Genomic DNA, 13,335 nt, shown 5'->3' on the forward strand with positions numbered 1-13,335 from the left:
CCGCGATTTTTTAATCAATACCAATCAAGGGGTAGGCGCGGGTTTATCCCGCGATGTTTCACATCGCAAGCGCAGCATAAAGCAGCGCCTACAACTGGGTTTTCATTAAGGTGCAACGTGGGTTGGGCGCGAGCGTTGTCCGCGATTTTTTAATCAATACCAATTAAGGGGTAGGCGCGGGTTTATCCCGCGATATTTCACATCGCAAGCGCAGCATAAAGCAGCGCCTACAATCGGGTTTTTATTAAGGTGAAACGTGATGTAGGCGCGGGTGTTGTCCGCGATTTTTTAATCAATACCAATTAAGGGGTATGCGAGGGTTTACCCCGCGATGTTTCACATCGCAAGCGCTGCATAAAGCAGCGCCTACAATCGGGTTTTCATTAAGGTGTAATGTGGGGTAGGCGCGGGTTTACCCCGCGCTTTTGCGGTTATCCCAATCTTAAAGCAATAAACTCGGCGAGCTTGTCTACGGCGTGAGCTGATTCTTGGGTGTTTTTTACTAAGCTAATGCCAATTTGGCCAAGCTCTGGCAGGATTTGGGTGTGGGGTTGGTAGGGCAACTCTGCGGGGACGGTGCTTTTGGCCAATACGGTGATCCCTAATCCCTCTTTTAGGGCGGCGGTGAGTCCCGTTAGGTCGGCGTTGCTGTAAACAATACGGTATTGCAGGCCAGCTTGTTGTAAGGCTTCAATGGCGCGGCGACGGTAAATACAGCCTTCAGGTGCGGTAACTAGGGTCACTACAGAAGACTGCACTTTGGATAAATCGCCAACCCACACTAATTGGTCTTGCATAAACACCGGGTGGCTCGATGAGCTTAAATCTTCATTCAGTGCCAGCACTAAATCAAACTGATCTTGGCGTACCACCGAGAGTAAATGCTTACTTAAACGCGATTTTACTTCTAACGCTACATCTGGATACAAAGAAACAAAGTCGCCAATAATCGATGGCAAAATACGCGCGGCAAATTCGCTGGGAATACCTAAACGCACACGGCCGGTGACACTCTCTGAAGTAAACTGCTGAATAATAGCATCATTTTGTTGCAGCATCTGTTTTGCCAGCGGCAATAGCAGCTCGCCATACTGATTTAATACTTGCCGCTGCCCCTGCTTTTTAAACAGTTTACAGCCGAGCATGTCTTCTAACCGTTTTATCTGCAAACTCACGGCAGGTTGCGATAAGCCCAGTAACTCTCCGGCTTTGGCAAAGCCACCCATGTCCACCACAGTCACTAACGTTCTTAAGCCATCAATCGATAAGTTCTTCATAAGGAAAAGCTATTTATAAAACCAAAATACATTAATATTATTTATCAATTGATAAGTAAATACAATTTGTTGTTGCCTTTATGCATCCTTATACTTTTAGCTATCGAAATTTCACTAAGGTTAGCCCTATGAGCGTCACGCCAATTATCTTTGCTAAGCACCGTCTAGGCAGTATTCCGGCGCAAAACCACTACACTCCAACCACGGCGGTTGTAGTCCTCGATTTCAGCGGTTTTGAAAGCACACCGTTTTTAAGTCAAATACTTGGGCTTAACCTCAATAAGCTGATGGCACCGGGTCTAGGTGTTCAAGGTCAGCTACAAAGTGGCGAAAAATTCGCCATTTACTATTTTAGTGAAACCGCGTACCGTTTTGTGGTGAGTGAAGCGGCAGCCAAAGAACTCACGACACTGGTTGAGCAGCATGTTAGCGAGTTCGATATTGAACTGGTAAGACGCCAAGATCTACTGGCCGCTACCGTGACTGGTGAGCAGGCGTTTGAGCGCTTAATTCATGACTTTGCGCTAACACCTGGGCTGCGTATTTCAGACAAAAACGCCTGCTACGGCAAACAAAGCGGTGACGTATTTATCACCACCTTATTGGTGGCAGAACAACAGCAGTATCAGTTAATTGCCCAAGCCAGCGTACTCGAAAAGTGGCAGGCAGCATTAACTGGTGCTGGATTTAAACTGGTATCGTAATTCCGTGCGGTTATCGCTTGGCGATAACAATAACCCCCTCAGTAGCAACCAAGCTAACTGAGTAAAAAGTGAAGGATAAGTATGGCTTCTAAAACAGTACTCCACGCCAAGCACCTAGAAGCTGGCGCAAAAATGGTAGATTTCCACGGCTGGGAAATGCCAATTAACTATGGTTCGCAAATTGAAGAGCACCACGCTGTTCGTACCGACGCTGGTATGTTCGACGTTTCTCACATGACCATTGTTGATATTGAAGGCGTTGATGCCAAAGCATTTTTACGCAAGCTAGTAGCAAACGATGTGGCTAAGCTTACCGTGCCTGGTAAAGCGCTGTACACCGGCATGCTAAACGAGCAAGGCGGAGTAATTGACGACCTTATCATTTACTTCTTCTCAGAAACGCAATACCGCATGGTGGTTAACTCGGCAACGCGTGAAAAAGACTTAGCGCACATCAATGCTGTGGCTGCTGACTTTGAAGTAAGCGTAACCGAACGCCCAGAATACGCCATGATTGCGGTACAAGGTCCTAACGCCATTGCTAAAACGGCGACTGTGCTAGATGAACAACAACAAGCTGCAGTAGAGGGCATGAAGCCATTTTTTGGTGTACAAGCTGGCGAATTGTTTATTGCAACCACAGGCTACACTGGCGAAGCAGGCTATGAAATCGTAGTACATAACGATGCTGCTGCGGATTTATGGCAAAAATTATTAGACGCTGGTGTGCGTCCAGCTGGCCTAGGTGCACGTGATACGCTACGTTTAGAAGCGGGCATGAACCTCTACGGCTCAGACATGGACGAAACTGTGTCGCCACTGGCGGCAAACATGGCATGGACCATTGCTTGGGAGCCTGAGGATCGTGACTTTATCGGCCGAGCGGCGGTGGCGAAGCAACGCGAAGAAAAAAGCACCGACAAGCTAGTAGGCTTAGTACTTGAAAGCAAAGGCGTATTACGCGCTGGTGCTAAAGTTATCGTGGAAGGTGGCGAAGGCGTGATCACTTCTGGTACATTCTCACCGACTTTAGGCTTTAGCGTTGCCCTTGCGCGTGTACCGCGTTCAATTGGCGAGACAGCACAAGTTGAAATGCGTAAAAAGCTAGTTGATGTTAAAGTAGTGAAGCCAAGCTTCGTTCGTAACGGCAAGTCAATTATTTAATTAGAACAACACTGGTGTCGCTCACGGGGCGGCATCAACAACCGACCAAAGGAACAAAAAAATGAGCAACATTCCTAGCGAGTTAAAGTACGCTACTTCACACGAGTGGGTTCGCGCTGAAGGCAATGGCGAGTACACAGTAGGTATCACTGAGCACGCACAAGAACTTCTAGGCGACATGGTATTCGTTGAGCTACCAGAAGTAGGCGATGAAGTAGACGCAGGCGAAGACTGTGCCGTAGCTGAATCTGTAAAAGCGGCTTCTGATATCTATGCGCCAATTGGTGGTGAGATCATTGCTATCAACGAAGAGCTAGAAGACGCACCTGAAACCGTAAACAATGACTCGTACGGTGACGGTTGGTTGTTCCGTATTAAAGCGTCTGATGAGTCTGAGCTAGACAATCTGCTAGACGCGGAAGGCTACGCAAATTCAATCGACGAAGACTAATTTGTTGATAATTAATAAAAGCCCCTTTTTAGGGGCTTTTATTATTGTTTTTTAGCAACTGCGGTTGCTGTGGGGCGGCTTTGCTACCTCACCTGTTTTTAGAATACTGCCGTTACCAAGGTATTTTGATCCTAAGTCGTAAGCTTAGAGTTAATACAGTATTCAACTTTTTCATTTGGATCATAGGAATCTGGACTAATGTCAAACGCCAAATCTCTTGAACAATTAGAGCAAAAGCAAGATTTTATCCGCCGCCATATTGGGCCTAGCCCGGCTGAGGTGAGCGAGATGTTAAACGCTCTAGGAGTATCTAGTGTTGAAGAGCTGATCGGTCAAACTGTACCTGCTTCTATTCGTTTAGAAGAGGGCTTACAGATCGGTGAAAGCCGCACAGAAGTGGAAACCCTAAGCTACCTAAAGTCAGTAGCCAGCAAAAATAAGGTTTTCAAATCTTACATCGGTCAAGGCTACCACCCCACTCACGTACCTAACGTTATTTTACGTAACGTACTTGAGAACCCGGGCTGGTACACTGCTTACACGCCGTATCAACCAGAGATTGCGCAAGGTCGTTTGGAATCACTGCTTAACTTCCAAACCATGACTATGGACATTACCGGCCTTGATCTTGCCAGTGCCTCACTGCTTGACGAATCAACCGCAGCAGCAGAAGCCATGGCATTGGCCAAGCGCGTTGCTAAAGCCAAAAAAGCCAATACCTTCTTTATCGCCGACGACGTACACGTGCAAACCATTGACGTAGTGGCGACTCGTGCAGAGCAATTTGGCTTTGAAGTGGTGGTAGGCCCTGCGAGTGAAGCGGCAAACCACGACATTTTTGGTGCCTTATTCCAATACCCAACCACGTCAGGTGAAGTAGTTGATATCACCGATTTAATCGCCCAAGTACAAGACAAAAAAGCGATTGCTTGTGTGGCAGCCGACATCATGAGCTTAATGCTATTAAAAGCACCAGGTAAGCTAGGTGCTGACGTAGTACTTGGTTCTGCTCAGCGCTTTGGTGTGCCTATGGGCTACGGTGGCCCACACGCGGCATTCTTTGCTACTCGCGACAAATACAAGCGTTCATTGCCAGGGCGTATTATCGGTGTTTCTAAAGACCGTTTAGGTAACGACGCCCTACGTATGGCAATGCAAACTCGTGAACAGCATATCCGTCGTGAAAAAGCCAACTCAAACATTTGTACAGCGCAGGTGTTACTGGCAAACATGGCGGCGTTCTACGCCGTGTATCATGGTCCAGAAGGCCTAAAAACCATTGCAGAGCGCATTAACCGTTTTGCAAGCATTCTCGCCACCGGTCTTAAAGCCAAAGGCGTAGCACTTAAGCACGACACTTGGTTTGATACCATCACCGTAAAAGCCGACGACGCAGACAAGCAAGCGGTACTAACACGTGCGGTAGAGCACGGCGTAAACTTTGCTCTTAACCACGAAGGTGAGTACTCAGTTGCGGTTAACGAAACCACCACGCGCAGCGACGTAGCAGAGCTGTTCGACATCATCCTTGGCGAAGGCCACGGCCTTGATGTGGATGCACTAGATGCACAAGTAGCAGGCGAGAACATCACTGGTATTCCAGCAAGCCTAGTACGTGATGACGAAATTCTTACTCATCCAAACTTTAACAGCTACCACAGCGAAACTGAGATGCTGCGTTACATCAAGCGTCTTGAAAACAAAGATTTGGCACTGAACCACTCAATGATTTCATTGGGTTCATGCACCATGAAGCTGAATGCCACTGCAGAGATGATCCCAGTGACTTGGCCTGAGTTTGCAGAGCTGCACCCGTTCTGCCCAATCGACCAAGCTGAAGGCTACAAGATCATGATGACCGAGCTGCACGACTGGCTGGTGAACATCACCGGTTACGACGCGGTATCGCTACAGCCAAACTCAGGTGCCCAAGGTGAGTACGCTGGTCTTATCGCCATCCGTAAATACCATGAGTCGCGCGGCGAAGGTCACCGTAATGTGTGCTTAATTCCAAGCTCTGCACACGGTACTAACCCAGCGTCGGCTCAAATGGCGAGCATGAAAGTGGTTGTGGTTGACTGTGATAAGAACGGTAACATCGATATGGAAGACCTACGTGCCAAAGCCGCAGACGTAGCAGAAAACCTATCGTGCATCATGGTTACTTACCCGTCTACGCACGGTGTGTATGAAGAGTCTATCCGCGAAGTGTGTGACATTGTTCACCAGCACGGCGGTCAGGTGTATATGGACGGCGCTAACATGAACGCGCAAGTGGGTGTTACTAGCCCAGGTTCAATTGGCTCAGACGTATCGCACTTAAACCTACACAAAACCTTCTGTATTCCACACGGTGGCGGTGGCCCTGGTGTTGGTCCTATCGGTGTTAAATCGCACCTAGCGCCATTTATGCCAAACCATAGCGTGATCAACGTCGAAGGCACAAATGTCGGCAACGGTGCCGTTTCTGCAGCGCCTTACGGCTCAGCAGCGATCCTACCTATCTCATGGGCATACATTGCCATGATGGGCAGCGAAGGCCTAAAACAAGCCACAGAAATGGCCATTGTTAATGGTAACTATGTGGCTGCGAAACTAAGCGAGCACTTCCCAATTTTATACCGTGGCCGTAACGACCGTGTTGCCCACGAGTGTATTGTTGACCTACGCCCACTGAAAGACGCCACTGGCATCACCGAAATGGACGTAGCCAAGCGCCTACAAGACTACGGCTTCCACTCACCAACCATGTCGTTCCCAGTAGCGGGCACACTGATGGTTGAGCCAACTGAATCAGAGTCAAAAGTAGAGCTAGACCGCTTTATCGAAGCACTGGTTTCGATTAAAGGCGAAATCGACAAAATCGCCTCAGGTGAATGGTCAATCGAAGACAACCCGCTGGTATTTGCACCACACACCCAAGCCGACGTACTTAGCAACGACTGGAACCGCGCATACGACCGCCTCTATGCCGCATTCCCAGTACCAAGCGTAGCCAAAGACAAATTCTGGCCAACGGTTACTCGTATCGATGACGTATACGGCGACCGTAACCTCATTTGCTCTTGCCCTGCGGTTGATAGTTATCGTGATGAGTAAGGGTTTGTCGAGCTCGAATAAAGAATGCAACTATCGGAATTAAGTTTGCAACTTAAATAAAGTTTGCAACCGGTAGTTGAATTTTGAGGTCAGTAAAATGAAAAAGCGAACCAGTTGGTTCGCTTTTTTGCTTTTGTGCAAAATAAAATTTTTATAGAAACAGCACATCTTCAATGACATTGTCAGGCGGCTATTTAAAACCACCGCTGCAATACCAATTGCTTTGCATCAAAGCCTGATACATAGCGGTTCTCCAACTGTTCTTATGTTGTAGTGATGCTCCAGCATGTTTTTTTATTAGGGCTTGCTCTACAGCTGTTTGCTGACCAATTTGGAAGTCAATTTCTAACTCACCACGTAAATTTGATAACTCTTCACCTGCTTGAACACAAAAACGTTGTGCCAAATTAAAGTCATTGAAATGATTGGTAATTCTAGCTTTGTCATCAGCGCTCCAAGTGTTTGGAGGGTGAGCATAGTATCTAACTGTAGCAGGGCTAGTTTCTATGACTTCTGCAAACAGCCATTGATCATTTATAAAGTGCCCTTGATCAAAATAAGGGTGTAAGCTTTGCTCATTCTTCGATGTTGCTATTCCTGCACTTTTACCTTTATTACAAGGGGTACAACTTGGAACTAGATTGTTTGGATGAATAGATAACAGTGGAAACTTTGCTTTCGGTAAATAGTGATCTAACGTGTCAACTTGCCCAAATCCACAGAATGGACAAATACGCAAAGGAGCTCGCATCATTAAATAATCATAATGTTCACGAGCTGGCTTTGTTGCAGGAACTAAGTGAAATGTATATAGACCTTTTAGTTCTGCTTTAGTTACCTGCCCTGAGACAATGTCAGCATCAGCACCAGCAAAAGGAATTATTTGGAATAAGTCGGCAGTGGTAGCTTTAACGTCAAAATCTTGCACAGCGTTATTCATTTGTGGGTTGATAGCATTTAACCTTGTAGTTAAAGGTTGGTTACTAATGCTTCCTACACAGGTATTTAATACATCAGTGAAATTTAATTGAGGCAGTGGAATAGCTCTCATTGTTAAACTACTTCTTTATGCGCTATTAAAGCTCTGAGGATGGCTTGGCCTTCATACCCTAACTGGCCATCATAAAGATCTACAATCTCATCAAAGGTTTTTCCTTCTTCGACTGACTCAATTAATAACGCATGAAAACCGGACTTTGTGACTTCTAAGCCAAATACTTCACGAGTCAATACACCGACGTTTTCTCCAAAAGTTTCATTTTCTGGCCTAAATGACACCCCTTCATTTCTCGCACGTTCCAACTTCCAAACGCAGCTTTTAGGTACTTCTTGAAGCACTACGGGTGAATGAGTGGCAATGATAGCGACAGCGTTTCTATCTACCAATAGATCAGAGAGGGCTCTTGTAAATGCTGATAATAGCGGTGGATGTAAATGGCTTTCTGGCTCATCAATTAGGACTAATGTTTTCTCTTCTATTGTTTCAATAAGTTTGGTTAATGTGAGTAAAACAATCGTATGGCCTGAGCTCATTCTGCTTACTAAGTTGAATGCTGATTTTTTAACTTCGCTGATTCTGTTTAATTGGCCTAAGCGTGTGAGATTCATTTCTGCGAAGTTTATATCAGACTCTAACGTCTCAATAGCTCTTATCCATCTTTGTTTCTTGCTATCTAGACCAAAGCAAACGGCTAAACTATTAACAAAGTCACTCCTTAGTAGTTCTATATCTTTCAACTCATTTGAAACATTATTTCCGCTCTTCTTAAGCCCAATGTAAAAGTAACATGTACCTAAAGATCTATCGGATCTATCTGTCGGTGGGATAAACGGATCAAATGCGCTAAATGATACAGATGATATACTGCTAAAATAGTCTTTTGGGAGTTCAGTTTCTTGCCAAAAATTAGTTTGTATGAATATCGAACCAACTTCGGCAGGGTCAGCTTCTTCCTCAATAACACTTCTAACAATATTGTTTAGAAGGGTTGTTTTACCAACCCCATTTCTACCTATCAATACGTGAATATTGCTAGATGGAAAAGAGCCCGGTGTAACTTCAAAGCTTAAGTCTATTTGAGCGCTTTTTTCAGTCTGTTGCTTCCTATATGAAAAGTTGAACTCTGTAAGCGGGGCTTCATTTTTTAAAATTCTTGAATATTGGCCATGGATTACAGAAATACTTACGTTCCTTAGCAAGGATGTTTTAAAAACATCCTCTTTAACCGCTACATCGAAACTCGATTTTAAATACGCTACGTCTTTGAGTTTCTCCAAGAGTTGATTTCCTAACTCTTCGCTCAGCAATTTTCGTATATTTTTGTAATATTCTTCATCTTGGCCTAGCGTAAAAGCTTTTTCAGCTAACTCGCTAAAACTATCTGGTAATTGCTCTGAGACCCACCCCGATTCAAAGCCAACAATACCAATCTTCAGATTACCGATTTCATGCCTAACTCCATTTTCATCGAATACGATGAGTGAAAAACTTGTTTTAAATGAGTAGTCATCCCAATTATCTTCACAAACGAATGCTATTAGCCTACCAGTTTGCGGAGGGTAGGCTCTGTGTTTGATTTTTTTAAACGCTAATTCCATTTTAATTTACTTAATACCTAGTGATGAGCCTTTATAAACCCTCAACATCCATACCATGCTCAGCCAACCACTTTTTTCGTTCTTTATAGTCGGGCATTGCACGTTCTACACATAGCCAAAACTCAGCGGAGTGGCTTGGTTCAATAAGGTGAGATAACTCGTGAACAACAACATACTCAGCTATTTTCGCAGGTAATAAAATTGTCTTCCAATGAAAGTACAAAGTTTGGTTTTTACCACAAGAGCCCCAGCGATAGCCTAGATCTCGAACCTTTACTGATGAATACTCAACGCCTAGCCTATTTTTAAATTCATTAGCTTTAGCAGTTAACCAATTCAACCCTTTTAATGAATACCAATTAATAAATAGTTTTCGAGCATCTCTAACGTTACTCTCAGCTAGGTGAAAGCGCCCATGATGAAATTTCAATGGTGCTGTTTGTTCATCGACTAAATTCAAACGATAACTACGACCTAAATATAAAAAACCTTCGCCTTGAATAAACTGCTTTGGTCTAATCGTTTTCTGCATTAACGATTTTTCAGCAAGCTTTTGGTATATCCAACTAAGCTTAGAACGAACAAACCCCTCAAGTATGTCATTCGCCACCGAGGGTGGCGCAGTTAGCAATAAACTGCAATCTCTATCCACAGTGAGTTGCATCGTTTTGCGATTGCAACTATGCCTAACTGGAATAACTAAATCTTCAATGGTTAAGGTCATACAGCCTCTAACTTATATGTATTAGCTTTGGCAAGTTCTCTTAGCTTGTCTACTAAAGGCTCCATATGGTCAAAATCTAAAAGATCTGACTCATGCAGGCTTTCAAATAAGTACTGCTCAAGCTCTTCTTGTAACGAGATTCTGTGGGGCTCCCAAAAACTCGTTGTGGTAATCTTGTCTTGGATATGTGCCACCAACTTTTCTGTTAATTCGATAAGTTGTGCTTCTATAGCTAAATCAGGTTTCTCTTCCCCGCATACTGCAACTTTAAGCATGCGATAAAAAGGTAGGTAATGCTCTGGAATATCAGGCAAACCCTCTTCATGCTTTGTAGAGCCGGAGCGCACCTCATCAATAATAGACTGTAGGGCTTTAATTAGCTCGTCCCACTGCCCAGCGAGAGAGTCTAGAATGCTTTTAAGTCGCTCACTTAATTTCTCATAATATACAGGGTCTTCATCAATGTGCTGAGAAACATGGCTTTTTATTGCATGTTCCATTTCTGAAGCAATCGCTTTTTTCTGCTCTTCCGTTGTAGCGCCATAACTTGCTGCATGTTCACGCACCTCATTTACACTATTTTCAAAGTGAGCATCGGTTAGGTTAACTGGCGCTACTTTAGGATCAATGCCAAGCGAGACAATGTGTTCGTCTATTAAAGTACGTACTTTAGCGCCAACGTCTTTACCTATCACCATGCTATCGCGATAGCGCATTCTTGCACGGTTTTGGATCATCGCCAGTGCTTTTGCATCAGCGGCAAAAGGCAAGCCTTCAGGTCTAGGCAGAACCGTCTCTAAGCTTTGTAAAAAGGCTTTTAACTTAACAGAAAACTCTTGGCGTAATCGCTCAGTACTAAGTAGCTGCACGCAAGACTCAATATCATCAAGAGATTCAACACCTTTACTGCGAAAAACATCAACGGCACGAATATGTCGCTCTCTAAGTGCGGGCACCTCGTCTTTTAAACTGCGAAGCGCACCTTCAACATCTTCATCACTATAAGCAGCCAGAGCAGCCTTTAAATGGTTAGCAACGCCATAGTAATCAACAACAATACCAAATTGTTTACCAAAACCTGTACGGTTAACACGGGCAATGGTTTGTAATAGCTCCGCTTCACGAATAGAGCGGTCTAAATACATTACCCCTTCAATTGGCGCATCAAAGCCCGTAAGCAGCATTGACTTAACAATTAAAAATGAAAGCGGGTCAGTGTCTGTTTGTTTGCTTTCTTCAGCTAAAAGTGGCTTTTTAAAGCGCTCAATCGCTTTATCTTGCTTAGCCCTGTCTGTATGCTCCGCCCATTCTGGTCCATCGTTATTGTCAGATGAAATAATGGTGGCAAATTCCATTTTTGCTAATACATCGCGGTAACGCCAAGCTTGTATCAATGCCTGTACTTTTGGTGATTTACGACACAATTTTTCGTTATCACACGCTTTTAACTCTTCAGCTAAATGCTCTGCATCTAATAACAGTTTATCACGGGCCTCTTTAAAGGCTTTAAAGTAGCGCACAGCAGCCAGTCTGCTGTATGCCACAACTTGCGCTTTATAGCCATTGGGCAGAATGTTCGTCACATAGTGACGAAGCATATCCGCGGCTTTGTCTTCAATTAGCTTAGTCGCCTCAAGTACGTTACCCTTGGTTGCGTACTTCTTCTTTATAGCTTCCAGCTCTTCTTCTGTTTTTTCACTGAAAAAGTCTTCAAATAGCTCATCTAAGCTTGAGCCTTCTTTAACTGCACCACTTACTGTGCGGCCTTCATACAAAATAGGGACGGTTGCACCATCCGCTTCAGCTTCTTTGATGGTGTATTTATCAATAAACTTGCCAAATACTTCATGAGTACGTTTCTTCTCACCCATGATAATGGGGGTGCCGGTAAAGCCGATACGCGCACAATTTGGAATACCTGAAAGCAAATTAGCATGCAAGTCACCTGATTGGGTACGATGCGCTTCGTCTACCATGACCAAAATGTCTTCGCTGGCATTAAGTAATTCAAATGGATCAGCCGCTTTCGCTTGTGATTCGCGATACTTTTGGATCATAGCGAATACAATGCCGGGGCCTTGTTGTTTCAATAGGTTTTTAAGCGACTTATTGTTGGTTGCAACCGAAACCATCTCATCAGTAATTTTGGCCGTACCTGAGAGTTGGCTTTGTAAGTCTTTACGGTCGGTCACAATCACCACTTTAAAACGTCGTAGTTTTACGTCGGTACGCAGCTTGCGGATCAGGAACATCATGGTGAGTGATTTACCCGAACCTTGGGTATGCCATACAATGCCGCCGCGTCTATCGTACTCGCCATCTTGCTTACGGGTTTTACCATTTAGCAAACGATGAATAGAGCGTACCACGCCGCGATATTGTTGATAGCGACATACCATTTTGATGGTTTGCCCACCTTGATGGGTAAATAAAATAAAGTGGCGAATAATATCAAGCAGTGATTCTGGCATTAACATGCCAGCGACAAGCCGTTGCTGCGCAGATAACTGTTTTACTTCCAGCTCTTTTGCCAACGCTTTTTCACATCGGCTTGGCTCGCTCGCTGTAACAACGGTTTTCCAAGGCTTGTAAAACTCAGCACGTGCGCCAATGGTGCCCACTAAACACTGCTCAAAGCTTGCCGCTATCATCAGCTGATTGGTATTAAATAACTGCGGAGCGCCTTCGTTGTCTTCAACTTCACCTGCGGCAAAACGCTGGTTTGAATATCGGCGCAGCTGATCAATCGCCGCTGCCATGGGCTCGGCGCTATCAGGATTTTTACATTCGATAACGACAAGTGGTATACCATTAACCAGTAAGACTAGATCAGGAATAATGTGCTTTTTGCTGGTGTCATGCCCTGCTGGGCACTGTACTTTAAACTGGTTAATCACCGTAAAGGTATTATTTTCTGGCGTATCCCAGTCAATAAAATGAATACTGCGGGCGCGGCCACCATCCCAGTCAGGCAGACCATCGACAATAATGCCGTTGGTCAACAGTTCAGATGCTTTCTGATTCGCTTCCATCAATTTAGAAGCGGCAATCCGGCTAATGGCCGAAATGGCTTGGTTGACTCTTTGCTCGTCAAGCCACTTAACTTGCTCACCATTTTCTAACGTGCGTAAATTAATGTTTACCAGCTGCTCGCGTAATACCTTGCTTTGCAGCACCTCTGCAAAGCACTCACGGCCAGTTACCGCTGCATCATCTAAACACCCTTCAATATACTGCCAGCCTTGTGTTTGCAGTTGTTTAATCAAGGGCAATTCTGATTGTAAATATTCCGGACCCATAGTACTTCCTTTTAAACTA

General features: G+C 44.7%; 9 protein-coding genes. 4 read left to right on the plus strand and 5 right to left on the minus strand.

Annotation, left to right across the window (positions count from 1 at the left end):
* Nucleotides 1-431: 431 nt before the first annotated feature.
* Nucleotides 432-1,277, minus strand: coding sequence for a LysR family transcriptional regulator (locus tag ACNKW2_RS04195; protein ID WP_419147409.1), 846 nt, complete (start codon nt 1,275-1,277; stop codon nt 432-434).
* A gap of 128 nt (nt 1,278-1,405) precedes the next feature.
* Here ACNKW2_RS04195 and ACNKW2_RS04200 point away from each other — a divergent pair, with 128 nt between their 5' ends.
* The 4 genes from ACNKW2_RS04200 (at nt 1,406) to gcvP (ending at nt 6,695) form a co-directional block, all read left to right on the plus strand.
* Nucleotides 1,406-1,981, plus strand: coding sequence for a hypothetical protein (locus ACNKW2_RS04200; protein ID WP_419147410.1), 576 nt, complete (start codon nt 1,406-1,408; stop codon nt 1,979-1,981).
* Between the two features lie 81 nt (nt 1,982-2,062).
* Nucleotides 2,063-3,145: a glycine cleavage system aminomethyltransferase GcvT gene (gene gcvT / locus ACNKW2_RS04205; protein ID WP_419147411.1), complete on the plus strand. Its 1,083-nt coding sequence runs from the start codon at nt 2,063-2,065 to the stop codon at nt 3,143-3,145.
* A gap of 61 nt (nt 3,146-3,206) precedes the next feature.
* Complete coding sequence (gene gcvH, locus ACNKW2_RS04210; RefSeq protein ID WP_336567187.1) at nt 3,207-3,596, plus strand: glycine cleavage system protein GcvH; 390 nt, start codon at nt 3,207-3,209, stop codon at nt 3,594-3,596.
* 198 nt (nt 3,597-3,794) lie between these two features.
* Entirely contained in the window at nt 3,795-6,695 is a 2,901-nt protein-coding gene (gcvP, locus tag ACNKW2_RS04215) for an aminomethyl-transferring glycine dehydrogenase (protein WP_419147412.1), read from the plus strand.
* Between the two features lie 190 nt (nt 6,696-6,885).
* Here gcvP and ACNKW2_RS04220 read toward each other — a convergent pair whose 3' ends face one another.
* From ACNKW2_RS04220 to ACNKW2_RS04235, 4 genes are read right to left on the minus strand one after another with little or no spacing between them, the layout of a single operon-like run.
* Nucleotides 6,886-7,746 carry an HNH endonuclease gene (locus ACNKW2_RS04220; protein WP_419147413.1) on the minus strand — a complete coding sequence of 287 codons (861 nt, stop codon included), beginning with the start codon at nt 7,744-7,746 and terminating at the stop codon, nt 6,886-6,888.
* Between the two features lie 2 nt (nt 7,747-7,748).
* Nucleotides 7,749-9,293 carry an AAA family ATPase gene (locus ACNKW2_RS04225; protein ID WP_419147415.1) on the minus strand — a complete coding sequence of 515 codons (1,545 nt, stop codon included), beginning with the start codon at nt 9,291-9,293 and terminating at the stop codon, nt 7,749-7,751.
* A gap of 31 nt (nt 9,294-9,324) precedes the next feature.
* Nucleotides 9,325-10,017: a M48 family metallopeptidase gene (locus ACNKW2_RS04230; protein ID WP_419147416.1), complete on the minus strand. Its 693-nt coding sequence runs from the start codon at nt 10,015-10,017 to the stop codon at nt 9,325-9,327.
* A complete protein-coding gene (locus ACNKW2_RS04235) occupies nt 10,014-13,316 on the minus strand; it encodes a type I restriction endonuclease subunit R (protein ID WP_419147417.1) in 3,303 nt (1,100 codons plus the stop codon). Before ACNKW2_RS04235 ends, ACNKW2_RS04230 begins: the two co-directional genes overlap by 4 nt.
* Between the last annotated feature and the right edge of the window lie 19 nt (nt 13,317-13,335).

The organism is Pseudoalteromonas 'SMAR' (assembly GCF_048515945.1).
Taxonomy (GTDB): Bacteria; Pseudomonadota; Gammaproteobacteria; order Enterobacterales; family Alteromonadaceae; genus Pseudoalteromonas.